Below are 26,991 nucleotides of genomic sequence, written 5' to 3' on the forward strand. Positions count from 1 at the left end.
CGGTGGCAGGCCCCATCCATCCCCGACTGTTCCGCCGCGCACGCGCGACCAGGGGTTTCATGGTGGCGACGGTGCTCGTCGGGCTGGCCACCGCCGTCCTCCTGATCGTCCAGGCCAGGGTCCTGGCGGACTGGATCACCCGGGCGTTCGAGGCGCAGGCTCTCCCACCGGGGTGGCAGGGCGCGCTGCTCGCGCTGGCGGCCGTGTTCCTCGGGCGAGGGCTGCTCGCCTGGCTGAGCTCCACGCTGGCCCACCGCTCGGCCGCCGCCGTGAAGTCGCAGCTCCGCCGCGACATTCTGGCCGCCCGCCTCGACACCCCCGTCGCCGCGACATCGTCAGCCTCGCTCATCCGCATCGTCACCCAGGGCCTCGACGCGCTGGACGGCTATTTCTCCAAGTACCTCCCCCAACTCGGCCTCGCCGCCACCGTCCCGTTCCTGGTGGGCGGAGCCATCCTGCTGGCGGACTGGCCCTCGGCGATCATCGTCGCCTTCACCCTGCCGCTGATCCCCGTGTTCATGGCCCTGATCGGCTGGACCACGGAGAAGGCCACCGCGCGGAGCTTCGGTGTCGCGGACAGGCTGGCCAACCACTTCGCGGACCTCATCGCAGGCCTCCCCACCCTCCAGGCGTTCGCCCGCGCACGGGCGCAGCGGCGCGGGGTGGAGATCGGCGAGGAGCAGTACCGCGACGCCACCATGAAGGTGCTGGTCATCTCGTTCCTGTCGTCGTTCGCGCTGGAGCTGCTGGCCACGCTGTCGGTGGCGGTGGTCGCGGTCACGGTGGGCTTCCGGCTGGTCTACGGCGACGTGGACTTCCCCACGGCCCTCTTCGTGCTCATCCTCGCCCCGGAGGCGTTCCTGCCGGTGCGCCAGGTGGGCGTGCACTTCCACGACTCGGCCGACGGGGTGGCCGCCGCGGATGCCGCGTTCGACGTCATCGACGGCGCCGCCGGGCACTCCGGCACCACACCCGCGCCGCGCGGCGGGGTCCTCCGGCTCGACGACGTGTCCTACTCCTATCCCGGAGCCGCGGCCCCGGCCGTGGAGGGGCTGAGCCTCGAGGTGCGCCCCGGAGAGGTGGTGGCCCTCACCGGCACCTCCGGCGGAGGCAAGTCCACCGCGCTGGGCATGGCGCTCGGCTTCCTGGCGCCGTCGTCGGGGCGGGTCACGGTCGACGGCGTGGACCTCGCCGGCGTCGACCTCGCCTCCTGGCGCGCGCAGCTCGCCTGGGTGGCGCAAGAGCCGGGGCTGCTGAACGGCACCGTGGGTGAGAACGTCGCGATGGGCCACCCTGGTGTCGCGGCTGAGGAGATCCGGCGCGCGCTGGCCGACGCGGGCGCCGACTTCGGGCCGGACAAGCCCGTGGGCGACGACGGCGAGGGCCTGTCCGCCGGCGAGCGCCGTCGGGTGGCGCTGGCGCGGGCCCTGGTGCGGATCCGGGTGGGGGGTGCGCGGCTGCTGGTGCTCGACGAGCCCACCGCCGGCCTGGACGCCGAGACGGAGGCGCGCGTGGTGGAGGCGGTGCGGGCCACCGGCGCGGGGGCGCTGATCGTGTCGCACCGCCCGGCGGTGCTGGCGGCAGCGGACCGGGTGGTGCACTCGGGCGCCCCGTCCCTGGTGGATGCGCTCCCCGCCGGCCCGCCGGCCCACGCCCTCGCAACCGAGCCGCGGGTCACCGCCCTCCCAACCGAGTCGCAGGCCCACGCACTCATGGCCGAGCCGCACATCGCCGGCATCGCGGCCGCAGACCAGACCGCCTCCGCTGCCCCGGCCGGGCACGACGCGGGCGGGGCGCTCGCCGTCGGATCCCCGGAGCCGGGCCCGGGCGCCGACGCCGTGGCCGAAGGTGACAGCCGAGCCCACGGATCCCTCCTCCGCGGCCTCCTCGCCTCGGTGCCGAAGGCCCGCTCACGCCTCCTGCTGGCCGTGCTCCTCGCCTCCCTGGCGTCCGGCTCGTCGGTGGCGCTCATGGGCGTCTCCGCCTGGCTGATCTCCTTCGCCGCGATGGCGCCGCCCGTGCTCTACCTGCAGCCCGCCGCCGTCGGCGTGCGCGCCTTCGGCATCTCGCGCGGCGTGTTCCGCTACGTGGAGCGGCTCGTCGGCCACGACGTCGCCCTCCGCCTCCAGGGCGCCATCCGCGTGCGGATCTACGACAAGCTGAGCGGCACCACGCTGATCGGGCGGCGCCGGGGGGACCTGCTGACGCGCGTGGTGGCTGATGTCGCGGCGGTCCAGGACCTCGTCGTGCGCGTGGTGATCCCGATCGCCTCGGCCGCGACGGTGGTGGCCGCGACCACGGTCATGCTGGCCGTGCTCAACTGGCCCAGCGCCCTGGCCCTCCTGCTGACGGCCCTCCTCGCCGGCCTCGTCCTGCCGCTGTGGACGCAGGCCATGAGCAGGGCCGCGGACGCGGCCGCCGTCCCCACCCGCGGACGCCTCGCCGACGGGGTGCGCGAGCTCGCCCGCACGTCGGGAGACCTCGTCGCCTACGGGGCCGAGGCCCCCACCCTGGCCCGCCTGCTCGCCGTCGACGACGAACTCCGCCGCCAGGAGGCGCGCGGCGCGTGGATCCGCGGCCTCGCCACCGGCGGCCAGGTGGCGGCGGCCGGGTTGGCGGTGGCTGCGGCCCTGTGGTTCGGCACCGCCGCCGTCGCCGACGGGGGCCTGGACCCGCGCTTCCTCGCGGTCCTGGCGCTGACCCCGCTGGCGCTGCACGAGGTGCTGTCCACGTTCGCGCAGGCCGCGCAGACCTACACCCGCTCCCGCTCCGCGCTGGACCGGCTGGACGAGGTGCTGACCGAGCCCGCCGTCGGCCGCGGCGACGCGGCGGCCGGGGGCGACGGCACCCCGGGGCTGGAGCTGACGGACGTCGCGGTGGGGTGGCCGGGGGCGGGCTCCGTGCAGGAGGGCATCGACCTGAGCGTGGCGCCCGGGGAGCAGGTGGCCGTGGTGGGTGCGTCCGGAGCCGGCAAGACCACTCTGGCGGCCACCGTGATGGGCCTCATCCCCCCGCTGGCCGGCGAGGTCCGCCGTGGCGGACGGGTGGGCTACCTGGCGCAGGACGCGCACATCTTCGCCACCACCGTCGCGGAGAACGTGCGGATCGGCAACCGCGACGCCACCGACGAGGACATCCGGACGGCGCTGGCTCGCGCAGGCCTGCCCATCGATCCTGCCCGCCGGATCGGCGAGGCGGGCACCACGCTGAGCGGAGGGGAGCGGCGCAGACTGGCGCTGTCGCGGCTGCTGGTGGGCCGCCCGGACGTGGTGATCCTCGACGAGCCCACCGAGCACCTGGACCGCGAGACGGCCTCCGCGATCATGGACGACGTGTGGCGCGAGTTCGCCGACGTGCCGCTGCTGGTCCTCACCCACGATCCCGACCTGGTGGCCCGCTGCACCCGAGTCCACCGCCTGAGGGCCACCGTCTGAGGCCCACGGCCTGACCCTCGGCCCCTTCCATTGCATGGCGCAGGGGCGCACCATTGACCCATGTCAGAGCAGCGTGGACGGTGGCCCGCCGTCGAGGGCCTGGTCGCGGTCGCAGCCGGGCTCGGGGCCGGCCATGGTGTGTCCGCGCTCGTCTCGCCAGGGTCGTCGCCGGTCCTCGCGACGGCGAACCGCTTCATCGACCTGACGCCCACCGTCGTCAAGGAGTGGGCCGTCGCCACCTTCGGGACGGCGAACAAGCCCATCCTGCTGGTGGGCGTCCTGGTGGTGGTGGCCGTCCTCGGCCTCCTCGTCGGTCGGCTGGCCGTGCGCTCGCTCGGGGCCGCCTGGCTGGCCACGATCGCGCTGGGCGCGCTGTGCGCGGCGGCCGCCCTGACGGACCCCGAGGCCACCCCCCTCTGGGCCCTGCCCTCGGCGCTGGCGGTGCTGGTGGGCGGCGCGGTCCTCACCGCGTTCTCCCGGGTGGCGGCTGCCGACGCCGAGACCCCGGGCCCGGTGCTGACCCGACGGCGGGTCCTGGTGGGCGCGGCGGGCGGCGGGGTCGCGCTGGTGGGCGCGGGTCTCGGAGAGGTGGCACCCACCGTCGCGCCGCCGGGGACGCCCGTGCTGCCGGTCCCGCCCACCCCCCTTCCCGCGGGGCCGGCCGGGCTGGAGGGCACCGTCGAGGGGGTGTCCCGGCTGTACACGCCCAACGCCGAGTTCTACCGCATCGACACCTCGCTCAGCCCGCCGCTGCTCGACCACCGCGAGTGGAAGCTCAGCGTCGACGGCATGGTGGAGCGGCCGTTGACCCTCACCTGGGACGACCTCCTGGCCATGGACGTGGTGGAGGCGGACATCACCATGCTGTGCGTCAGCAACCCCGTCGGGGGCCCCTATGTGGGCGCGGCGCGATGGCTCGGAGTGCGGGTGGCCGACGTCCTGGCCATGGCCGGGCCCCTGCCCGAGGCGGACATGGTGCTCAGCCGGTCGGTGGAGGGCTTCACCATCTCCACGCCCATCCAGGCGCTCACGGACGAGCGGATGGCGCTGCTGGCCGTCGGCATGAACGGCGAGCCCCTCCCCCGGCTCCATGGGGCGCCGGTGCGGATGGTGACCCCGGGGCTGTACGGATACGTGGGCTCGATGAAGTGGATCGCCTCCCTCACCGTCACCACGTTCGCGGAGGAGCAGGCCTACTGGACCCGCCGGGGATGGGCGGAGGAGGCGCCGATCAAGCCCGCCAGCCGCATCGACGTGCCGCGCGACGGTGCCACGGTCCCGGCCGGGCGCGCCGTGGTTGCGGGCGTGGCGTGGGCGCAGGGGATCGGCATCGCCCAGATCGAGGTCAGCATCGACGAGGGCCCCTGGCGCGTCGCCACGGCGGGCCCGGATGCCGGGATCGACATGTGGAGGCAGTGGAGCCACGCCTGGGACGCGACCCCGGGCGAGCACCGCCTGGCCGTGCGCGTGACGGACGCCACCGGCCGCCCCCAGGCCGTCGGCCCGGCCGACCCCTTCCCCGACGGCGCCGAGGGTTACCACGAGATCCGGGTCACGGTCTCCCAGTAGGGCCCTTCCGTGGTGATCCCTGCGTGGTGCAGGGAGCCCTGGAGGCATCCCTTCGCCTGGTGCCGGGAGCCCTGGAGGCATCCCTTCGCGTGGTGCCGGGAGCCCTGGAGGTAACCCTGCGTGGTGCCGGGAGCCCTGACACGAGGCATTCCCGCTGGTTGAGCCGCGCCGAGCCGCCTGCGGCTCGCGCGTGTCGACTTGGGTTGAGCCGGGCCGAGCCGCGAAGCGGCCCAGCCCGCGCCGAAACCAACCACCTGGCACACGGTGCGGGGACCCTTGCGGCGACCCTGCTGCAGCCAGACGTTCTCTGGTCGGGGCCGTCGGCAGGTGCCGGGAGCCCTGACACGAGGCCCGTGCGGCCCTTGTCCACAGTGCGCTTGTCGGCCGCGAGCTGGTCGCGGGTCGGGTAGTTGAGGCCGCCCGGGCCTCGTCCCACGTCTCCCCGCACTCGTCTGCCTGTGGCGTGGTCCAATCCGGGCGGGTGCCGTCAGGGCGGCCCTGGCTCGAGCCTGCTTCAGGCGGGTTCTTCCGCGTGCCCCTCGGGCTGGGCATCCCTGCGCCCAGCCGCCCTGCCGTCCCCCACCCTCGCGCACACCTCACGTCCCCGCCGTCGCCGTCGACCTCGTCGCCCCAGCACGAAACACCACACGAAACCACCCTCGGGGCACCATACGCGCCCGACCCCCAATCCCGACGGCGTGTCGTGCACACCCCCACCGCCTGATCGCTCGCCCACGACCCGAGCGCGGGTCGCCCCCATCCGCCGGTTGAGTGCGCTGAGCCTCCCTTCCGACAGCTGGTTGAGCGCACCGAGCCTCCCTTTCCGCTGGTTGAGCCGCGCCGAGCCGCCTGCGGCTCAGCGCGTGTCGAAACCAACTGGCGCCGGTCCCTGGAGTGGGCCGAGGTTCTCGCGATTGGAGCTCGCGCTGTCGGCGCCCAACCCGAGGAGTCACGGGCGGGACCGGCCCCCACCCCCCAGCACCGACCCGGACACACGAACACCACAGCCGTCCCAGACGATCAGCATCGGGTCCCGTGAGAGACGAGCCGCGACGCCAACGCCTTCCCCGCCTCCTCCGCGACCCTCGCCGAGTCCGTCAGCGCCCGCTCCCCCGCCAGATCCCACAAGGAGATCGCCCCGGCCAGGGCGTCGACGGGGGCCTCGATTCGTCCCGCCACCACCGCGACCCTCGAGTCTCCCGCCACCTCGCGCACCACCGAGACCACCTTGCCGGCGGCGGACTGGCTGTCGAAGCGCCCCTCGCCGGTGATCACCAGGTCTGCGCCGTCGACGGCGGCCACGAGCCCTACCGCCTCGGCGACGGCCCGGGCGCCCGACGCCGTCGTCGCCCCCCAGCGCTGCAACGCGAACCCGGCCCCGCCTGCCGCGCCCGCCCCCGCGGCCTCCGGGTCCCCACCCAGCAGCGCCGCGAACCTGCCCACGTTGAGCTCCAGTTCGTCGACGATCCCAGCCCCGCCCTTCTGGGGCCCGAACACCGCGGCCGCCCCGAGGGGGCCGAGCAGGGGGTTCGTCACGTCGGACAGCACCACCGCCCCGCCCGCGGGCGGCCGCAGCATCCCGGACAGGTCCACCTTCCCCACCCGCCCCAGCGCCGCGTTCCCCGGCGAGGTCACCTCGCGCCCCCCGTCGTCAAGGAGCCGGGCGCCCAGCGCCACCAGGAGCCCGGCTCCGCAGTCGGTGGACGCGCTGCCGCCCACCGCCAGCAGCAGCCGCGACACTCCCGCCTCCAGCGCCGCCCGGATGGCCATCCCGAAGCCGATGGTGTGCGCGCCGCGCGCGTCCAGCGGATCGAGCCCGACGATGCCGCATGCGGCGGCCAACTCCACCACGCCCGTCCCGTCCGGGAGCAGCAGCCACGACGACTCCCTCGGGCGTCCGACGGCGTCCACCACCTCCACCGGCACGCGCTCAGACCCGGGCACCGCGGCGAAGGCGTCCAGGGTGCCCTCGCCGCCGTCGGCCATGGGGCGCAGGGCGACGGTGTCGCGGGGGCGGACCGACAGCCAGCCGGCGGCGATCCGCCCGGCCGCCTCGGCCGCGGTCAGGGTGCCCTTGAACGAGTCCGGCGCGATCACGACGTGCATGTGCCGAAGCCTAGAACCAGATGCAGGGGCGCCGGACCGCCCGATCCGGTGCGGCCGAGCCGGCAGCGGGTCGATACGTCGCTCCCGAGCGCCGGCACGACCCGTCAGCAACCCCCGCCAGCGCCCTCCGGGGTCCTGCGACGGAGGCGGCAGGAGGGGCTAGAGTGACCGGGTGACCTCTCCCGACGCAGCGCCTGGCCGCCGCCTCAAGGTGGCGCAGTTCACGGACAACTACGGGCCTGGCAGCAACGGGTTGATGTTCGCGGTGCAACAGATCGAGGGCAATCTCCTGGACGCGGGCCACGAAGTGATTGTGGTGGCGCCTGAGGCGAAGGGTCCCAACCCGCATCACGGCCGCCCGGGGCGGACCGAGGTGCGGCTGCCGTCGGTGAAGGTGCCGAAGATGCCCACGAGGGTGGCGAACGGCCGTCACTTCGACCGCACCATCGACCGGATCGGCGAGATGCGCCCGGACGTGCTGCACGTGCACGGCTTCGGCACCGTCGGGCTCCTGGGCACCTGGGCGTCGCGGCGCCTGGGGATCCCCATGATGATGACCTGGCACACGGACTTCGAGGCCTACGGGGACCACTACTCCGCGGTCCTGCCGTTGCTCACGGGCGTGCTGCGGGCCTTCGCACGGCTCACCAAGGGGCAGTTCGTGAGCGCCGAGGACATCCGGCTGGCGGAGATCCGCTATGAGGACCGCGGCAGGTCCACCGCGTCGCTGCTCAGCATCTGCGAGAAGATGCTGGAGCTGTCCACGCTCATCACCACGCCGTCGCCGAAGACCGCCAGCCGGCTCCGCCTGATCTCCCCGGACGCCAACATCCGCGTGATGCCCAACGGGGTGGACCCGCTCCCGTCGGGGCCCGCCCCGTTCCCGCACCCGGACGGCCCGCTGGTGCTGTACGCCGGCCGGATCGCGCCTGAGAAGGGCATCCCGCTGCTGGCGGAGGCGTTCGAGCTGGTGCACGCGCAGCGCCCAGACGCGCGGCTGTGCATCGTGGGCGACTGGGAACGCTACTCGCGGATCAAGAAGGTCCTCGCCGAGGGCCGCGCGGCGGGACGGATCATCCTGCCGGGCGAGCAGAAGCGCGACGCGCTGGGCGCCTACTACGCCATGGCGGACGTGTTCGCGTTCCCCAGCCTGACCGACACCCAGGCGCTGGTGCTGCACGAGGCCGCGCTCGCCGGCCTGCCGATCGTGAGCGTGGACCACGAGCTTCAGTTGGTGATCGACCCGGGGGTCAACGGGGAGATCACCCGACCCACCGCCGCGTCGCTGGCCGCCGGCCTGATGCGCGTGATCGACAAGCTCGACGACGAAGCCTGGCGCACGCGGGCTTCGGCGCGCTCCGTCGAGCTGGCCTCGCAGTGGTCCATCGAGTCCCAGGCGGCCGAGCTGCTGCGCCTGTACGCCGAGGTCGCGGCCACACGCTGAGTCCGCTGGTTGAGATGCAGGAACCCCCGTCTCACTGGTTGTGGTGCGAAGAGCCCTGCCTCTCGCTGGCTGAAGGGTGAGGAGCGCTCCCTCTCGCTGGCTGAAGGGCGAGGAGCCCTCCCTCTCGCTGGCTGAAGGGCGAGGAGCCCTCCCTCTCGCTGGCTGACTTGTAGGAACGCTCCTTCTTGCGCCACAAGGGCCGCCCGCGGCCCCGGACACTGAGGTGTGAGGAGCCCTCCCTCTCGCTGGCTGAAGCGCGACGAGCCCTCCCTCTCGCTGGCTGAGGTGTGAGGAGCGCAGCGACGAGGGGAAGCAGACCGATGGGGACAGCAGGGCGGTGGGTGGTGGGGGCCGGGGCAGGTTGGGTGGGCGTTGCTGACGGCGCCGGCGCGGAGCGCCACCGCCGGAAGCATGGGCGGCCCGGCCCCCACCACACCCAACCACAGACACCACCAGCAGAGTCCCTGGTCAAACTCGCGTTTCTTAGGCTTCGAGGCCGCTACGCGGCACCTCAGCCAGCGGAGAGGGCGGCACCTCAGCCAGCGGGAAGGGCGGCAGCTCAGCCAGCGGGTGGCGGCACCCCAGCCACCGGGAGGGACCGAGGAACGCGACGACGACCCCTCCCCGCCTGCTACTTCCCCGTCATGTCGCCGGGGATGACCCAGGCGTCGAAGTCCTCGCCGCTGACCCCGTTGGCCAGGGCCGACTCCCGCAGCGACGTGCCCTCCTTGTGCGCCTGCTTGGCGATCTTGGCAGCCTTGTCGTAGCCGATGTGCCGGTTCAGGGCCGTGACCAGCATCAGGTTGGTCTCCAGGTTCTGCTGGATCCGCGGCAGGTTGGGCTCGATCCCGACGGCGCAGTGCTCGGTGAACGACAGGGCCCCGTCGGCCAGCAGCCGGATGGACTCCAGCACGGCGTGCGCCATCACCGGCTTGAACACGTTGAGCTGGAAGTTGCCCTGGCTACCCGCGAAGCCGACGGCGGCGTCGTTGCCGAACACCCTCGCCACCACCATGGTGAGCGCCTCCGACTGGGTGGGGTTGACCTTGCCGGGCATGATCGAGCTGCCGGGCTCGTTCTCCGGGATGTTCAGCTCCCCGATGCCGTTGCGCGGGCCGCTGGCGTACCACCGGACGTCGTTGGCGATCTTCATGAGCGCGTCGGCCAGCACCCTCAGCTCCCCGCTGACCTCCACGAGCGAGTCATGGGCGCTGAGGGCCGCGAACAGGTTCTCGGCCTGCCGGAACTCCAGCCCGGTCTCCGCGGTGATCTTTTCGGCGGCCAGGCGCCCGAAGTCGGGGTGCGCGTTCAGCCCTGTGCCGACGGCGGTGCCGCCGATCGCCAGGTCCCGCGCCCGGCCGTCGGCGTGGCGCACGCCCTCGACGGCGAAGTCCAGCTGCGCCACCCAGCCGCCGAAGACCTGGCCCAGTCGCACCGGAGTGGCGTCCTGCAGGTGGGTGCGGCCCACCATGATCACGTCGTCGTACTGCCCCGCCTTGGCCGCCAGCACGTCGCGGAGCCGGGCGATGGCCGGATAGAGCCGCTCGTTCAGCTCCGTCACAACCGCGATGTGCATGGCGGTGGGGAAGGTGTCGTTGGAGGACTGGCCCCGGTTGACGTCGTCGTTGGGGTGCACGGGCGTCTTCGAGCCGCGCACTCCCCCGGCCAGCTCGATGGCGCGGTTGGAGATGACCTCGTTGGAGTTCATGTTGGACTGGGTGCCGGAGCCGGTCTGGAACACCACCAGCGGGAAGTGGTCGTCGAGGCGGCCGGCGATCACGTCGTCGGCGGCCTGCGCGATGAGCTCTGCCCGGTCCGCGGGGAGCTCACCCAGCTCGGCGTTGGCCTGCGCCGCGGCCTTCTTCAGCACGCCGAGGGCGCGGATCATGGCGCGTCCCCAGACGAAGGTGTCGCGGCCGATGTCGAAGTTGTGCAGGCTGCGCTGCGTCTGCGCGCCCCAGTAGCGGTCGTCGTCGACCGGGACCTCGCCCATGGAGTCGGTTTCAATGCGGGTGCTCATGGGCCCAACCTACCCGCGCCGGTGGTGCGTCACGGCACAAAAAAGAGCCCGACCGCTGCCCTTGGGGGGGCGGCAGCGGTCGGGCGGTCTTTGGTGACACCATCGGGTGTCGCGCTAACAGTACCCGATCCGGGGCCTCTCGCGCGCGCTCCCGGTACTGGGTTTTCGGGGTCCTTGACCCTTTCTTGACGCGGGATGACAACACCCCCAGTCAGCGGGCCTTGACCCCCCGGAATCCCTTCAACCGAAGGCTGTTCAGGACCACGAAGACGCTCGAGAAGGCCATGGCCGCGCCGGCGATGATGGGGGTCAGCATCCCCAGCGCCGCCAGGGGGATGGCGGCGGTGTTGTAGCCGAACGCCCACACCAGGTTGGACTTGATGGTGCGCAGCGTGGCCCGCGACAGCCTCACCGCGTCGACGGCGGCCATGAGGTCGTGCCGCATGAGCGTGATGTCGCCCGCCGCGATCGCGGCGTCGGTCCCGGTGCCCATCGCGATCCCCAGGTCCGCCTGCGCGATGGCCGCCGCGTCGTTGACGCCGTCACCCACCATGGCCACCTGCCGGCCCGCGGCCTGCAGTTCCTTGATCGCCGCGACCTTGCCCTCCGGAGTCACCCCCGCCCGCACGTCGTCGATGCCCACCTGGGCGGCCACCGCGCGGGCGGTGCGCTCGTTGTCCCCGGACAGCAGCACCGGATGCAGGCCCAGCGCCTTGAGCTCGCGGATGGCCGCGGCTGCGGACTCCTTGACGGTGTCGCCCACGATGATCCGGCCGAGGATGCGCTGCTCATCGGCCACCTCCACGACGCTGCCCACTTGGCCTGCCTCCCCTGCCATCGGGGCCAGCCCGAGGTCCGCCATGAAGGCGGCGGAGCCGGCGAAGACCGCACGCCCGTCCACCACGCCGCGCACCCCGCGCCCGGGCACGTTGACGAAGTCCGTCACAGCCCCCGGCCGCTCCACCTCGGCGACGATGGCCTGGGCGATCGGGTGCTCCGAGCCGGACTCGACGGCGGCGGCGAGCTCCAGTAGCTCCTCGCGGGTGACGCCGTCGGCCGGCTCGACACCGGCCACGGACATCTGCCCGCTGGTGAGCGTGCCGGTCTTGTCGAAGACCACCGTCTCCACCCGGCGGGCGCGCTCCAGCACCTGCGGCCCGCGGATCACGGTGCCGAGCTGGGCGCCGCGGCCGGTGCCCACCATCAGAGCCGACGGCGTGGCCAGGCCCAGCGCGCACGGGCAGGCGATGATCAGCACGGCGATGGCCGCCGACAGCGACATCGTCACCCCGTTGCCCACCAGCAGGTGGCCGGCGAGCGTGAGCGCGGCGATCACCAGCACGATCGGCACGAAGATGCCGGAGACCTTGTCCGCGAGGCGCTGCACCTCGGCCTTGCCGGTCTGCGCCTCCTCCACCATGGCCGCGATCCTCGCCAGCTGCGACTGGGCGCCGACGGCGGTGGCGCGCACCACCAGCCGCCCCGTCGTGTTGACCGATCCGCCCACCACGGATGCCCCGGGCTCCACCTCCACCGGCAGCGACTCGCCGGTCATGATCGAGGCGTCGACGGCGGAGCGCCCCTCCACCACCTCGCCGTCGGCCGCGACCTTCTCGCCCGGCCGCACCACGATCAGGTCCCCCACGCGAAGGGTCTTGACGTCCACTAGGCGTTCGCCGCCGTCGACGACGACGGTGGCCTGCTTGGCGCCCACCTCCAGCAGCGCGCGCAGCGCCGCCCCCGACTCGGTCTTGGCGCGGGCCTCGATCCATCGGCCCAGGAGGAGGAAGGAGATGATGGTGACGGCGGCCTCGAAGTAGATGAATCCGCGGGCGTCCTGCCGGCTGAGGCTGAGCGAGAACTCGTGCGTCATCCCGATCATGCCGGCGTGGCCGAAGACCATCGCGTAGAGGGACCACGCGTAGGCGGTGAGCGTGCCCATCGAGACCAGCGTGTCCATGGTGGTGGTGCCGTGGCGGGCGTTGGTCCACGCGGCCTGGTGGAAGCCGCGGCCCAGCCACAGGACCACGACGCTCGAGAGCACCAGCGCCACCCACTGCCATGCGGGGAACTGGAGGGCCGGCACCATGGAGACCACCACCACCGGCACGCTGAGCGCGAAGGACCACAGCACCCGCGGCTTGAGCGCGGCCGCCTCGTCGGCCTTCTCCGCCTCCGGGACCGGCAGCGTGGCGCCATAACCCGCCTGAGCCACCACTTCCATGAGCCGCTGCGCGGTGATGCCCGTGGGCGCCTCGACGGTGGCCCGCTCCGTGGAGTAGTTGACGGTGGCGGTGACGCCGTCGACCTTGTTGAGCTTCTTCTCGATCCGGGCCGCGCAGGAGGCGCAGGTCATGCCCTGGATGTCGAGCTGGATGGTGGAACCGGCCATGGCAGGCCCTTTCCGGATTCAGGGCGCGAAGGTACGCGCGGACACGGTGAAGGTGATGGGGCGCCGACGGCGGCGCTCAGGCGGGCGGGATGGACCCGCCGGCGTCAGGCCTCGACGACCGAGTAGCTGCCCGCCTCGCGGACGGCCTCGATGATGGCGTCGAAGGGGATGCGCTCCGCGGACTCGACGAGCATCGAGCCGTCGTCCAGGGAGACGGAGACGTTGTCCACCCCGGCCACCTCGGAGACCTCCTCGGTGACGTGGTTGACGCAGTTGCCGCAGGTCATGCCGGAGACGGTGTACTTGCTGATCATGGTGTGAATCCTCTCGTGGGTCAGCGGACGAGCCGCTTGATGGCCTGCATCGCTTCGTCGATCTTCTCCTCGGCCTCCGGCCCACCCTTGCGGGCGGCGTCGGCGACGCAGTGGGAGAGGTGATCGTTGAGAAGGCCGAGCGAGACCGCCTTGAGGGCGCTGGTGACGGCGGTGACCTGGGTGAGGATGTCGATGCAGTACTGATCCTCCTCCACCATGCGCGCGATCCCGCGCGTCTGGCCCTCGATCAGCTTGAGCCGTCGAAGGTACGCCGTCTTCTCCGGGGTGTAGCCGTGCGTGGCGTGACAGCTGCCCTCAATGATGTCGGTCATCGGACCCCCTTCTCGCGACCCACAATACCCCGTGGGGGTATCGGATTCAACTGGTCCCAGCATGACATGACAGGGCATCGGGCCCACCGGCGGGGTCGGCTAGCCCGCTCCGGGAGAGACTTGTCCACAGGGAGGGCCGCGGGCCTGTGGAAAGCCTTCCACCGGCCCACGAGTCGGGGTGCGACGGTGGCCCGACGGCCCTCTATCACAGACTGCGGATCGCCGCGCAACAAATGCCAGAATTAACGTGTCGTGCCTAGCCACACGAGTATGGCGCGGCCCTGGGTGACGCGTCCGTCCCCGCTGCCCGACGGGCACGCCTCAGATGCGCCCGGCCCACGCGTCGTCACGGCGATGTGTGGACAAACAGACTCGACACGCCCGCCTCGACGACAAATATAACGATTTGATAACGGCCCGTGACGCTCGGCGCACAACCATGTCCACAGCCTCCCGACTGCCTCCGGAGAGTTGTCCACAGGCCGTCCACAGGCCACCCCCAGGCTTGCCCACAGCCGGCCGCCGGGAGCTGTCGGAGGCGTGCCCTAGCCTGTCCTGTGGCCGGATTCCGGGGCCATGAGGAGGGGACCATGACGCAGACCGCCGTCTACGACGATCGGGATCTGGACCGCACCCCGCCGCAGGACCTGGCCGCCGAGCAGAGCGTGCTCGGGGCCATGATGATGTCGAAGGATGCCATCTCGGACGTGGTCGAGGTGCTGCGCGGGGTGGACTTCTACCGCCCCAACCACGAGACCATCTTCGACGCGATCATCAACCTCTACGGTCGCGGCGAGCCCGCAGACCCCATCACCATCGCCGGAGAGCTCGGCAAGTCCGGGCAGCTGTCGAAGGTGGGCGGCGCCGTCTACCTGCACGACCTCCTGGCATCGGTCTCCATCGCCGCCAACGCCATCTACTACGCAGAGCTCGTCCGGGACAAGGCCGTCCTGCGCCGCCTGGTCAACGCGTCCATCCGCATCGCCCAGCTCGGCTACCAGGGCCAGGGCGAGGTGGACAAGATCGTCGACGAGGCCCAGCAGACCCTCTTCGAGGTCACGGAGAAGAAGGCGTCGGAAGACTACAAGTCGCTGCGCGAGCTCATCGAGCCCACGTTCGACGAGATGGAGGCCATCGCCTCCTCCGGAGACGCGCTCTCCGGCGTCCCGACGGGTTTCGTGGACCTGGACCGGATCACCAACGGCCTGCACGCCGGCCAGATGATCATCGTCGCGGCCCGCCCCGGCGTCGGGAAGTCCACCTTCGCGCTGGACGTGTGCCGCTCCGCGGCCATCCACCACAACCTCACGGCCGCGTTCTTCTCGCTCGAGATGAGCCGCACCGAGATCGTGATGAAGATCCTCTCCGCGGAGGCGTCGGTGCCACTGGGCAAGATCCGCGGCGGCAAGATGGACGAGAACGACTGGCAGCGGGTCACGGACAAGTCGGCCATCCTGGGCGAGAAGAACCTGTTCATCGACGACTCCCCCAACCTCACCATGATGGAGATCCGCGCCAAGGCGCGCCGGCTCAAGCAGCGCCACGACCTGCAGCTGCTCGCCATCGACTACATCCAGCTGATGAGCTCCGGGAAGAAGGTGGAGTCGCGGCAGTTGGAGGTCTCGGAGTTCTCCCGCCAGATCAAGCTGCTCGCCAAGGAGCTGGAGATCCCGGTCATCGCCCTGTCGCAGCTCTCGCGTAACACCGAGCAGCGCAAGGACGGCATCCCGCAGCTGTCGGACCTGCGCGAGTCGGGCTCGCTGGAGCAGGACGCGGACATCGTCATCATGCTGCACCGCCCGGAGATGTACTCGCAGAACCCCACCGACGAGGAGCGCGGCCTGGCGGCGTTCCACATCCCCAAGCACCGCAACGGCGAGACGGGCAAGATCGACGCCCTCTTCCAGGGCCACTACAGCCGGTTCACCAACGCCCCCATGTGACCAGCGCCCGGGCACGAATGTCGCGGCAGGCCGGAACTGAGGAATAATCGCCCATCGCGTGTTCCCAGTGAAAGGCGTCCCTCTCATGACCCGAGAAGCCCAGCCCCCCGTCGACACCTCCCCGGACGCGCTCCTCGTCGCGGACCTCGCACTGCTGACCGAGCTGCACCAGCAGGTGCTCACCGAGTCGGGCCGCGGCGAGCTCGCCACGCTCATGGACCAGCTGCAGGAGGCCGCGGCGGGCGCAGCCGACGGCGGGGACCCGGAGGCGCCGTCGCACATCATCGAGGGCCTGTCCGCCACGACGGCGGCCGCCCTGGCGCAGACGCTCACCGTGCACTTCCACCTCATCAACCTGGCCGAGGAGCGGCACCGCTCCCGCCTGCTGCGCCGCGCCGACCCACGGTCCGGGGACGCCACGCCGGACATGTGGCCCGCGGTCGCGGCGCTGGGCGAGCTGGCCTCCCGGGTGCGGGACCTGCGCGTCCACCCCGTGCTCACCGCGCACCCGACTGAGGCCCGCCGCAGGGCGGTGTCATCGGCGCTGGACCGGATCGGGGACCACCTCGACCTCTACGACGACGCCGCCGCCGGGCAGCAGGAGCGGGGCGCGGCGCTGCGCCGGATGCTCGAGGAGATCGACATCCTCAGCCGCACCTCCCCGCTGCGCACCACCCTGCCGCAGCCCTCCGACGAGGTGCGCGCCGTCATGCAGGTCTTCGACCAGACCCTCTTCCACGCCGTCCCGCGGCTGTACCGCTCCGTCGAATCCGTGATCTCCAACGGCGACGCGGGCCGCCGCGAGCCCGCCGTGCCCGCGTTCCTGCGGTTCGGCTCCTGGGTGGGCGGGGACCGCGACGGCAACCCGTTCGTCACAGCCGAGGTGACGCGGCAGACCGCCGCCATCCAGGCAGACCACGCCCTGCGGGCGCTCGCCACCGGCGCCCAGCGGATCGCGCGCACCCTGACGATGAGCGACGACGCCACCCCGCCGTCGCCGGAGCTGGCCAACTCGCTGGCCCGCGACGCCGTCGCCGCGCCCGACACGTTCGCCGCGATCCGCACGTCGTCGCCCAGCGAGCCGCACCGCCAGAAGCTGCTCTTCGTCTCCGAGCGCCTCGCCGCCACCCGGCAGGGCCGCATCGAGCTGGCCTACCGCCGCCCCGACGAGCTGCTGGAGGACCTGCGCCTCATCCAGGACTCGCTGCGCGCCTCCGGCGACGACCGAGCGGCCTTCGGCGAGCTGCAGCACCTGATCTGGCTCACCGAGACCTTCGGCTTCCACCTGGCCGAGCTCGAGGTCCGCCAGCACAGCGCCGTCCACAAGGCCGCGATCGACGAGCTGCTCGGCCAGCTCGACGAGGCGCCGGCCGACGACGAGGCCCGCCTCGCCCTCCTGGACCGGCTCGCCGTCGACGGCTGGCCGAGCCACGTGCACGCCACGAGCGAGCGCACCCGCGAGGTCCTGGACACGCTGCGCGTGATGTCCTGGCTGCAGGAGCGCTGGGGCCCGCGGTCCTGCGGCCGCTACATCGTCAGCTTCACGCAGGCGGCCGAGCACCTCGTAGGGGTGCGGGCGCTGGCCCGGCTGGCCGTCGGCGACGGCCCGCTGCGGCTCGACGTGGTGCCGCTGTTCGAGACCGGCGCGGACCTCAACGGCGCCGTCGACACCCTCGAGCGCTGGCTGCCGATGCCCAGCACGCAGGCGTGGCTCGGCCAGACGGCGGGGCACGTCGAGGTGATGGTGGGCTACTCGGACTCGGCCAAGGACGTCGGCCCGGCCAGCGCGACGCTGACCCTCTACACCGCGCAGAGCGGGCTCGTGGAGTGGGCGGACCGGCACGGCGTGCATCTCACGATCTTCCACGGTCGCGGCGGCTCGCTCGGCCGCGGCGGCGGCCCGCTGCACCGCGCCATCCTCGCCCAGCCGCCGGGATCGGTGGCTGGACGGTTCAAGGTCACCGAGCAGGGCGAGGTGATCTTCGCCCGCTACGCCGACGAGACCCTGGCGCAGGCGCACCTGGAGCGGCTCACCTCGGCGGTGCTGCTGGCCGGCACCGAGGACGCCACCTGCCGCAACCGCGACGCGGCGGCCGGGTTCGCCGATGTCGCGGCCACCGTCGAGAGCGCCTCCCGCGAGGCGTGGTGGTCGCTGGTGCGGATCCCCGGGTTCGCCGACGTGGTGGCCGAGTCCAGCCCCATGGAGGAGCTGGGCGAGCTGCGGCTGGGGTCGCGGCCGGCGCGGCGCAGCGGGGCCACCGAGGGTCGCGACCTGGCAGACCTGCGGGCCATCCCGTGGGTGTTCGCCTGGTCCCAGATCCGCGCCAACATCCCCGGCTGGTACGGGCTCGGCACCGGCCTGGCCGCCGTCGGGGATCCGGAGCGGCTGCGCGCGGCCTACCGGGAGTGGCCTCTGTTCGCCAGCCTGATCGACGTCGCGGAGATGAGCCTGGCGAAGGCCAACCCGCGGCTGGCGGAGTCGTTCCTGGCGCTGGGCGGGCAGCCCGAGGTGACCGAGCGGGTGCTGACCGAGCTGGAGCTGACCAGGCGCCTCGTGCTGGAGACGATGGGCCAGTCGGAGCTGTTGGAGGCCAAGCCGCTGCTCCAGGGCCGGGTGAGCCTGAGGGCGCCGTCGATCGACGCGCTCAGCCACCTGCAGCTGCGCGCCCTGCGCCTCATCCGGGACGCCGCGTCGCCGATCGACGACGCGGAGCGAGCGGTGTGGTCGCGGGTGCTGCTGCTCACCGTCAACGGCGCCGCGGCCGGCCTGCAGAACACCGGCTAGTCTCCGCCCGGCCCCACGGCTGCCTGAGGCGCGAGGAGCGAGAGCGACGAGCCCCTTCCCGCTGGCTGATTTGTAGGAACGCTCCTTCTTGCGCCACAAGGCCGCCCGCGGCCCCGGACACTGAGGTGCAAGGAGCGAGAGAGACGAGCCCCCTCCCGCTGGCTGAGGTGCGAGGAGCGAAGCGACGAGCCTCGAAGCTGTGAGTCTGGTGTCACCACCTCATTGGTGGTGTTGTTGGGATCGACGGTCGCGTCGTGACTCTCCTCGAAGCTGGCCCTCCGGGTGCCTTGGTTAGGACATGTCCGGCGTGAGCGTCGACCCCGACCCGAGCAGAAACCAGTGGCCTGATTCAGGAGCTTGACCAACCAGCGTCAGCAGCGCCGGTTGTGTCCCATCACAGTTGTGCCTAGTCCCTGCCCGGATCGGAACCCGATGGTTGACGTCCATGGAAGGGGACGCATGTCCAGTGTGAAGAATCTCCGCGAGCTTGTCGACCTTGTGATCGGGGTCGACACCCACGAGCAGTTCCACGTCGCCGCGGCCGTTGACGCGGTCACCGGCGGGGTGCTCGACACGATCAAGACCCCGGCCGACCCGGCCGGCTATCAGCAGCTCATCGACTGGGCCCACACCCGTCCCGGCCGGCGCGGGTGGGCGATCGAGGGCACCAACAGCCATGGCATCGGCCTGACCCGCGCCCTGGCCGGCGAACTGGTGGTCGAGGTCGACCGACCAGAGCGGATCAAGCGCCGCAACGGCGCAAAGTCCGACTCCATCGACGCGGTCCGGGCAGCCCGGGACGCGTTGGGCCGGGACTCCCTGTCCACCCCGCGGGCGGTCACCGGTGACCGTGCCGCGCTCCAGGTCCTTGTCACCAGCAGACACCTGACGATCACGCAGGCCACCGACACCGAACGCCAACTCCGCTCGATGGTGCTCACCGCCCCCGACGAGCTCCGGTCACGGTTCACCGGCCGCAAGACCGCCCCGATGGTCACCCAGGCCCTGAAACTACGACCCCACACCAATGACGACCCCCTGACCGGGATCCTGATGCCGGTACTGAAGGAACTCGCACAGCGGGCCCGGTCGCTGCGGCTCTACGCCATGGCCCTGCAACGGCAGATCCTCGACATCGTCAGGAAGTGGCGCCCTGACCTGCTCGACCTCAACGGCGTCGGACCGATCGTCGCGGCGAGCCTGCTGCTGGTGTGGTCCCATCCCGGACGCGTCCACTCCGAGGCCGCATTCGCGATGCTCTCCGGAACCGCCCCCATCCCGGCCACCAGCGGCACACAACAGACCAGACACCGCCTTAACCGCTCCGGCGACCGCCACCTCAACCAGGCCATCCACACCATCATCCTCTGCAGACAACGCAACGACCCAGCCACCAAGGCCTACATCGAACGCCGCACCGCTGAAGGCCGAACCAAGCGAGAGATCCGCCGCTGCCTCAAACGCTACGTCGCCCGCCAGACCTTCAGAATCCTCGAAAAAGGGGTTGACAAAACATAGGAGCGTCCTAGAAAACGTTCCTTGTCAGCCCACGTTTATTAGGCTTCGAGGCCGCTACGCGGCACCTCAGCCAGCAGGGGTGGACACCTCAGCCAGCAGGGGTGGGCACCTCAGCCAGCCGGGGCGCGACTCAGCTGCCTGCTTTCACCGACGTCGATCGGCGGATGTCCAGGACCGCCCGGACGAGGATCCACGCCACGATCGCCGCGCCCGCGGCCGACGCGGCCCAGTGGTCCGCGATCATCAGCAGCATCATCGCCAGCAGGGTGGGTGCCAGGTACTGCATGGACCTCACGACGTAGACGCCGAACGACGGCATGTGCACGCCCCGGGAGTCCGCCACGGACTTGACCATGAAATTCGGCCCGTTGCCGATGTAGGTCAGCGCCCCGCAGAACACGGCCCCCAACGAGATCGAGATCAGGAATGTCTCCGGCACCGGCGGCGTCGTGCCGATCATGGCCACACCCGGCGGCGCGGGCACCTGCGAGGCCATCTCGTAGAAGGTGGCGTAGGTGGGCGCGTTGTCCAGCACAGACGACAGTCCGCCGGTGAACAGGAAGAACGTGATCTCGTTGAGCGGAAGCTTGGGCGCCTGCTGACCGAGGAACTCCAGGGCCGGGATCATGGTGAGGAAGATGCCGATGAACAGCGCCGCGACCTCCCCGATGGGCCCCCAGCTGAACTCGTTGTCGCCGTAGCGCACGCTCCTGGGGGTGGTCGCCATCGAGGCGGCGGTCACTGCGATCATGATCAGCTCGCGCACCGGTATCCAGGACCACGCCGTCGCATGGCCGGTCTCGATGGCGTGCAGGTCCATCGACGGAGCGAACGCCACTGCCGCGATGATGATGGCGAACCAGAGGAAGTTGATCTTGCCGCGCACGCCTAGCGGAACGACGTTGGTGTGGTCGAACGCTACGTCCTCCGGCGCCTCGGTGGCGTAGATCCGTCGGTCGAGTGCGTAGTAGCTGACCAGCAGAAGGGCGTTCACGAACAGCCAGTAGGGCCACAGTCCGAACGTCCACGTGAACGGCACGCCCCTCAGCAGGCCGAGGAACAGCGGCGGGTCGCCCAGCGGGGTGAGGAGGCCGCCGCAGTTGGCGACGATGAAGATCGCGAACAGCACCGTGTGGACCCGGTGCTTGCGCTCGACGTTGGTGTTGAGCAGCGGGCGGATGAGCAGCATCGCGGCGCCCGTGGTGCCGACGAACGAGGCCACGAGCCCACCGATGGCGAGGAAGGTGGTGTTGTTGCGGGGCGTGGCCTCGATGTCGCCCTTGAGGAACAGCCCGCCCGAGACCACGAACAGGGCCAGCAGGAGGGCGATGAACTGGGCGTACTCGTAGACGGCGTGGCCGACGCGCCACGGGTCGTCCAGCGCCCACACCGCCAACGCGACGGGGAGGCCCAGCACCAGCGCGTAGCCCAGCTGGGTGGACGGCTTCTCCCAGAGGTGCCTCGTCCGCGTCAAGAGCGGGAACACCGCGATGCCGCCCAGCATCGCGACGAACGGGAGCATGCTCCACCAGGGATATTGCATCGTCGGGTCCCTTCACCGGAGCCCCCCGGGACTCCTGGCCAGATTCGCCCAGCCTAAACCCGGCCCGTTCGACGCGTGCGTGCGGGCCCAGGATCGGGGGCGACGGCAGCCACCCCTGGGGTCGCACGGGACCGGGAGCGGGAGCGCATGGGGCGGGGGCGGGAGTGCGGGAGCGGAAGCGGCGCGCGGGACCGGAGGCGGGAGCGGGGGGCGGGGCGTGGCGGCGGAGGGGCGGAAGCGTCAGCGGGACGGGGAACAGTGGCGACGGTGTCCCGCCCCACCTCGTGCCTGCGCCCCAGGTGCGCGGCGTTTGGCATGATCGGTGGGTGACCGACGACGACCTGGCCCCCCGCCTCGCCGCCTGGTACGCCGCGCACGCCCGCGACCTGCCCTGGCGCGCGGCCGGCGTGACCCCCTGGGGCGTGCTGGTCAGCGAGGTGATGTGCCAGCAGACGCCCGCCGCGCGCGTCGCGCCGCAGTGGGTGGAGTGGATGGGCCTCTGGCCCACGCCGTCGGACCTCGCGGAGGCCGCCACCGCGGACGTGCTCCGGACCTGGGCGAGGCTCGGCTACCCCAGGCGGGCGCTGCGGCTGCAGGAGGCCGGCCGCGTCGTCGTCGATGTTCACGGCGGCGAGGTGCCCGACGATGAGGCCGCCCTCCTGGCGCTTCCCGGCATCGGCCGCTACACCGCCGCCGCGGTCCTCGCGTTCGGCTTCGGGCGACGTTCGCTGGTGCTGGACACCAACGTCCGCCGGGTGCTCGCCCGGTACGACGGGGGCGTCGAGTTCCCGGCCGGCCACGAGACGGCGGCGGAGCGGCGGCGGGCGTGGGAGTTCGTGCCCTTGTCGGACGCCGACGCGGCGCTCTGGTCGGTCTCCGCGATGGAACTGGGCGCGTTGGTGTGCACGGCGAAGGCGCCCCGTTGCGGGGAATGCCCCGTCGCCGACGGCTGCGCCTGGCTGGGGGCGGGACGCCCGGCCTGGGACGGTCCGGAGCGCCGCGTCCAGGCGTGGGAGGGCACGGACCGGCAGTGTCGCGGCAGGATCATGGCGGCGCTGCGCGGCCACGGCGTGGTCCGGCTGGCCGACGTCGCCTGGCCCGACGCCGCGCAACTCGAGGCGTGCGCGGCGTCGCTGGTCGCGGACGGATTGGCGGTCCCCGTCGACGACGCACTCTCCCTCCCCTGACGCTCAGCCACGAGGCGGCTCAGCGCGTGTCGACTTGGGTTGAGCCGGGCCAAGCCGCGAAGCGGCCCAGCCCGCGCCGAAACCACCCAACTGACGCCTGTCCATGGAGTTGGCCGCGGTTCTCGCGATTGGAGCTCACGCTGTCGGTGCCGTGAGCCCTGACACGAGGCCCGTGCGGCCCTTGTCCTGCTACTGCCTGTCGGCCACGTGCTCGGCGGTGGTCGGGTAGTCGAGGCCGCCCGGGCCTCGTCTCACGTCTCCCTGCACTCGTCTGCCTGTGGCGTGGTCGGGTCCGGGCGTGCGCCGGCAGGGCGGCCCTGGCTCGGGTCTGCTTCAGGCGGGTTCTTCCGGGTGCCCCTCGGGCTGGGCATCCCTGCGCCCAGCCGCCCTGCCGTCCCCCACCCTCACGCACACCTCACGTCCCCGCCGTCGCCGTCACTGCCCAGACGCGTGGCACGAAACGCCGCGCGAATCGGACCCCGTCGCCCTATGCGTACCCGACCACCGATCCCGACGGCGTGTCGTGCACGCTCTTCCCGCCCACCAGGACCCGCGACCGGATCAGCGGGGCGGGGGGTGGTGGGGGCCGGGGCAGGTTGGGTGGGCGTTGATGACGGTACGCGGCAGCGCGAAGCGCCGCCGACCGGCATCATGGGCGGCCCGGCCCCCACCACACCCCACCACACCCGACCACAGCTGCCCAGACCGACGCCAGGCCCCCAGACGGAAGCCAGGCGCACCGAGGTAGGGCAGGCCACGACATCGCGCCTGCGCAAAGTCACCGCGCCTGCTCTATAGCGCCGGCGTCTGAACCCACGGCAGGCGGCCCCGAGGCGCCTGTCCTACAGCGCAGGCTCCCAGACATAAGCCAGGCGTCGGGACGGTAGCCAGGCGACCAGACGCAAGCCAGGCGACCAGACGCAAGCCAGGCGACCAGACGCAAGCCAGGCGGCATGGGCCTGCGCGGGCCGGCTCCCGGCTCAGCTCAGGCGACGGTGAGGGTCCAGGACGAGACGGGGGCCGAGCCGTCGAGGAGGCGGGCCGAGACCTCGCCGTCGTCGTCCGCGACCACCTCGAACCGCGACACCGAACCGTCCGGACGGGGCACCTCGACGGTGCGCGACATCCCGGGCCCGAAGCCGTAGGCCCGAAGCTCCACACCCTCGGCCCAGTCGTAGTCCGGCCGGTCCTGCACCGCACCCCAGGGGATCACCGAGCCGGGGCGCGCGAGCAGCGGCAGCGAGTCGAAGCCGTGCTTCTCCGTCCGCCACCCCGGACCCTCGACGACGCCGCCGTCGAGCACCCGCGTCCACCGCCCGCACGGCACGTAGTACGACACGGTGCCGTCGTCGGTGAAGATCGGCGAGACGAGCAGCTGGTCGCCCAGCATGTACTGCAGGTCCACCATCGCGGCGCCGGGGTCGTCCGGGAACTCGAGGAACAGCGGCCGCATCACCGGCACGCCCTCAAGGTGGGCGATCTCGCCGAGCTGCCCGATGTAGGGCATGAGCCGCATCTTGAGCCGGGTGAACTGGCGCGCCACGTCGACGGCCTCGTCGTCGAACGCCCAAGGCACGCGGTACGAGTTGGAGCCGTGCAGCCGGCTGTGCGAGCTGAGGAGCCCGAACGCCAGCCATCGCTTGAACACAGCCGGGTCCGGGGTGCCCTCGAAGCCGCCGATGTCGTGGCTCCAGAACCCGAATCCCGACGCGGCCAGGCTGAGCCCGCCGCGCAGCGACTCGCTCATCGCGGAGAAGGTCGATTCGCAGTCCCCGCCCCAGTGCACGGGGAACTGCTGCCCGCCGGCCGTGGCGGACCGGGCGAAAACGACGGCGTCGCCCTCGCCCCGCTCCTCAACCAGCAGGTCGAAGACGGCCTTGTTGTAGAGGTGCGCGTAGTAGTTGTGCATCCGCTGGGGGTCCGAGCCGTCGTGCCACACCACATCGGTGGGGATCCGTTCGCCGAAGTCGGTCTTGAGGCAGTCGACGCCCTGCCGCAGCAGGCCGCGCAGCTTCCCGACGAACCAGGCGGTGGCCTCCGGGTTGGTGAAGTCCACCAGCGCCATGCCTGCCTGCCACAGGTCCCACTGCCACACGGACCCGTCGGGGCGCTTGACCAGATAGCCGCGATCCCGTCCCTCCGCGAACAGCACCGAGCGGCGCGCGATGTAGGGGTTGATCCACGCCGAGACCTTCAGCCCGCGCTCGTGGAGGCGCGCCAGCATGCCCTCCGGGTCCGGGAAAGTGGCCGGGTCCCACACCAGGTCCGTCCAGTGGAAGGCCCGCATCCAGAAGCAGTCGAAGTGGAACACCGACAGCGGCAGGTCCCGCTCGGCCATGCCGTCGATGAACGAGTTGACGGTGGCCTCGTCGTAGTCGGTGGTGAAGCTGGTGGACAGCCACAGCCCGTAGCTCCAGGCGGGCACCCGGGCGGGGCGGCCGGTGAGCGCGGTGTAGCGGCGCAGCACGTCGGCGGGGGTGGGGCCGTCGATGATCAGGTAGCGCAGCCGGTGACCGGGCACCGAGAACTGGGCGCGCGACGCGAACTCGGACGCCAGCTCGTAGGAGACATGGTCCGGGGTGTCGACGAAGACGCCGTAGCCGCGGTCGCTCAGGTAGAAGGGCACGTTCTTGTACGCCTGCTCGCTTGAGGTGCCGCCGTCGGCGTTCCAGATCTCCACGCTCTGGCCGTTCTTGATCAGCGGCCCGAACCGCTCGCCGAGCCCGTACAGGTGCTCGCCGGGCGCGATGGCCAGCTGCTCCCTCACGAAGCGCCGCCCGTCGGGGTTGGTGAGCGCCGACGGCGACCTCCCCGTCGAGGAGGTGAGCGGCCCACCCGCTCCGACGAACCGCAGATCCCACGGCACCTCCCTGCCCAGGGTGGCGGTCAGGGTGCCGCTGGTGAGCGAGACGGAGTCGTCGCTCTCGGCGATCGTGACCTCGTGCCCGCCGTCGATCAGGGCGAAGCTGGGCCCGGTGATGGGCTGGTCCCAATGCTCGATGGTGACCCCGATGACCCCCTCCGCGGGCGAGTCGACGGTGATGGTGAGCGCCGGGCAGTTGAGGGTGTCGCCGCGGGTCTCGATCACGCGCGTGGGCGTGTGGGCCACCAGGCGGCCGTCCTCGGCGACGATCTCTGCGATGCTGCGAGGACTGAGCGCCGTGACTCCGGGGCGCAACTGCCAGTAGCCGTCGGTGAACTTCATGCTTGGGTCCTCTCGTCCTGCCGCGACACTTTCGCGTGCCGCCAGATGGTGGGTGGCACGGGGTTGGTCCCCGCCGTGCCGATGGGGCCGGGCCGACGGCCTACCCCGCTTGGTCGAAACGCTTGCGCGGGCCTAGGCTTGGCTTTCACAGGGCCGTATGAAGACGGCGCCGGCCCGTCGGGCCGAAGGGGCCGGACCCCGCCGCTCCCGCCCTGGGACAAGGGGTCACGATGGCTGGTATCCAGGAAGTCGCACGCAAGGCGGGGGTCTCGCAGTCCACCGTCTCCTACGTGCTGAGCGGCCGGCGACCCATCTCCGATTCCACGCGCGAGCGGGTGCTCAAGGCCATCGACGAGCTCAACTACCGCCCCCACGCCGGGGCTCGCGCCCTGGCGTCGTCCAAGACGCACGTGCTGGGCCTGGTCACGCCGCTGCGTCCAGGCGTCAACGTGGACGTCATCATGCAGTTCGTCGCCGGCATCGCCACGAGGGCGCGTCACTTCGAGCACGACGTCCTCCTGGTCACCGAGCCGGACGCCTCAGGCATCGAGGGCGTCTCGCTGCGCTCGATGGTGGACGGCTTCATCGTCATGGACGTCGAGTCCCGCGACAGCCGGCTCCCCACGCTGGCCGCGCTGCGCCAGCCGAGCGTGCTGATCGGCATGCCGGAGGACCCGGGATCCTTGAGCTGCATCGACTTCGACTTCGAGTCCGCCGGCTCGATGGCCGTGCGGAAGCTGGCCACGGCCGGGCACACCCGCATCGCGCTCATCGGTTCGTCGCCCGCGGTGCACACCCGCGGCACGTCGTACGCGGTGCGGCTGGCGCGAGGCGCGGAGCGGGAGGCCGAGGCCCACCACATCGAGCTGCAGCGCCTGGCCTGCGGCGACGACCCCATGGAGGCGTCGCCGCTCATCGACGAGTTGGTGGAGTCCGGCATCACCGGGCTGATCGTGCACAACGAGGCCGCGCTGCCGGGCGTCATCACCGCGCTGGCTCGACGGGGCCCCGAGGTGGCCGACTCGGTGGCGGTGGTGGCCATCGGGCCGAAGTCGTTGCTGCTGGCGCCGCTGCTGCCGATGACGGTCATCGACATCCCCGGCACCACCATCGGGTCCACGGCCGTGGACATGCTGATGGCACTGGTCAACGACCACTCCCTGCCGGAGCGACGGCTGGTGGCTCCGCGGGTGGAGTGA

General features: G+C 71.8%; 15 protein-coding genes and 1 pseudogene. 9 read left to right on the forward strand and 7 right to left on the reverse strand.

The features are described from left to right. Positions 1 to 2: 2 nt before the first annotated feature. The 3 genes and pseudogenes from cydD to ACX1D3_RS01895 all read left to right on the forward strand — a co-directional run. Positions 3 to 1,598: pseudogene (gene cydD / locus ACX1D3_RS01885) on the forward strand (thiol reductant ABC exporter subunit CydD); the annotation flags it as partial. Positions 1,599 to 1,712: 114 nt separating this feature from the next. Then, complete coding sequence (gene cydC, locus ACX1D3_RS01890; protein WP_458996469.1) at positions 1,713 to 3,434, forward strand: thiol reductant ABC exporter subunit CydC; 1,722 nt, start codon at positions 1,713 to 1,715, stop codon at positions 3,432 to 3,434. Positions 3,435 to 3,494: 60 nt separating this feature from the next. Next, a complete protein-coding gene (locus tag ACX1D3_RS01895; protein WP_458995289.1) occupies positions 3,495 to 5,003 on the forward strand; it encodes a molybdopterin-dependent oxidoreductase in 1,509 nt (502 codons plus the stop codon). 1,020 nt (positions 5,004 to 6,023) lie between these two features. Here ACX1D3_RS01895 and ACX1D3_RS01900 read toward each other — a convergent pair. Further along, positions 6,024 to 7,109, reverse strand: a complete 1,086-nt coding sequence (locus ACX1D3_RS01900) for a glycerate kinase (protein WP_458995290.1) — start codon at positions 7,107 to 7,109, stop codon at positions 6,024 to 6,026. Positions 7,110 to 7,281: 172 nt separating this feature from the next. On the opposite strand from ACX1D3_RS01900, the gene ACX1D3_RS01905 reads away from it, so the two are divergent. Continuing rightward, positions 7,282 to 8,553 carry a glycosyltransferase gene (locus ACX1D3_RS01905; protein WP_458995291.1) on the forward strand — a complete coding sequence of 424 codons (1,272 nt, stop codon included), beginning with the start codon at positions 7,282 to 7,284 and terminating at the stop codon, positions 8,551 to 8,553. Between the two features lie 631 nt (positions 8,554 to 9,184). Here the strand turns inward: ACX1D3_RS01905 and fumC are convergent. The 4 genes from fumC to ACX1D3_RS01925 all read right to left on the reverse strand — a co-directional run bounded on the left by fumC (position 9,185) and on the right by ACX1D3_RS01925 (position 13,611). Beyond that, positions 9,185 to 10,573: a class II fumarate hydratase gene (gene fumC / locus ACX1D3_RS01910; RefSeq protein ID WP_458995292.1), complete on the reverse strand. Its 1,389-nt coding sequence runs from the start codon at positions 10,571 to 10,573 to the stop codon at positions 9,185 to 9,187. A 211-nt stretch (positions 10,574 to 10,784) separates the two neighbouring features. Continuing rightward, a complete protein-coding gene (locus ACX1D3_RS01915) occupies positions 10,785 to 12,965 on the reverse strand; it encodes a heavy metal translocating P-type ATPase (protein ID WP_458995293.1) in 2,181 nt (726 codons plus the stop codon). A gap of 104 nt (positions 12,966 to 13,069) precedes the next feature. Next, entirely contained in the window at positions 13,070 to 13,279 is a 210-nt protein-coding gene (locus tag ACX1D3_RS01920) for a heavy-metal-associated domain-containing protein (RefSeq protein WP_458995294.1), read from the reverse strand. A gap of 20 nt (positions 13,280 to 13,299) precedes the next feature. Continuing rightward, positions 13,300 to 13,611, reverse strand: coding sequence for a metal-sensitive transcriptional regulator (locus ACX1D3_RS01925; RefSeq protein WP_458995295.1), 312 nt, complete (start codon positions 13,609 to 13,611; stop codon positions 13,300 to 13,302). A 590-nt stretch (positions 13,612 to 14,201) separates the two neighbouring features. Between ACX1D3_RS01925 and dnaB the strand changes: the two genes are divergently transcribed. The 3 genes from dnaB (at position 14,202) to ACX1D3_RS01940 (ending at position 19,857) form a co-directional block, all read left to right on the forward strand. After that, on the forward strand, positions 14,202 to 15,554 hold the full coding sequence (dnaB, locus tag ACX1D3_RS01930) for a replicative DNA helicase (RefSeq protein WP_458995296.1): 1,353 nt from the start codon (positions 14,202 to 14,204) through the stop codon (positions 15,552 to 15,554). 85 nt (positions 15,555 to 15,639) lie between these two features. Then, positions 15,640 to 18,339 carry a phosphoenolpyruvate carboxylase gene (locus ACX1D3_RS01935; RefSeq protein WP_458995297.1) on the forward strand — a complete coding sequence of 900 codons (2,700 nt, stop codon included), beginning with the start codon at positions 15,640 to 15,642 and terminating at the stop codon, positions 18,337 to 18,339. A gap of 459 nt (positions 18,340 to 18,798) precedes the next feature. Then, on the forward strand, positions 18,799 to 19,857 hold the full coding sequence (locus ACX1D3_RS01940) for an IS110 family RNA-guided transposase (protein WP_458994711.1): 1,059 nt from the start codon (positions 18,799 to 18,801) through the stop codon (positions 19,855 to 19,857). A 130-nt stretch (positions 19,858 to 19,987) separates the two neighbouring features. Here the strand turns inward: ACX1D3_RS01940 and ACX1D3_RS01945 are convergent, their stop codons facing one another. After that, entirely contained in the window at positions 19,988 to 21,400 is a 1,413-nt protein-coding gene (locus ACX1D3_RS01945) for a sodium:proton antiporter (RefSeq protein WP_458995298.1), read from the reverse strand. 326 nt (positions 21,401 to 21,726) lie between these two features. Between ACX1D3_RS01945 and ACX1D3_RS01950 the strand changes: the two genes are divergently transcribed. Next, positions 21,727 to 22,587: an iron-sulfur binding domain-containing protein gene (locus tag ACX1D3_RS01950; protein ID WP_458995299.1), complete on the forward strand. Its 861-nt coding sequence runs from the start codon at positions 21,727 to 21,729 to the stop codon at positions 22,585 to 22,587. 985 nt (positions 22,588 to 23,572) lie between these two features. On the opposite strand, the gene yicI is transcribed toward ACX1D3_RS01950, so the two are convergent. Further along, on the reverse strand, positions 23,573 to 25,792 hold the full coding sequence (gene yicI / locus ACX1D3_RS01955) for an alpha-xylosidase (protein WP_458995300.1): 2,220 nt from the start codon (positions 25,790 to 25,792) through the stop codon (positions 23,573 to 23,575). Positions 25,793 to 26,022: 230 nt separating this feature from the next. On the opposite strand from yicI, the gene ACX1D3_RS01960 reads away from it, so the two are divergent. Then, on the forward strand, positions 26,023 to 26,991 hold the full coding sequence (locus tag ACX1D3_RS01960) for a LacI family DNA-binding transcriptional regulator (protein WP_458995301.1): 969 nt from the start codon (positions 26,023 to 26,025) through the stop codon (positions 26,989 to 26,991).

Source organism: Tessaracoccus yangjingae (assembly GCF_054483935.1).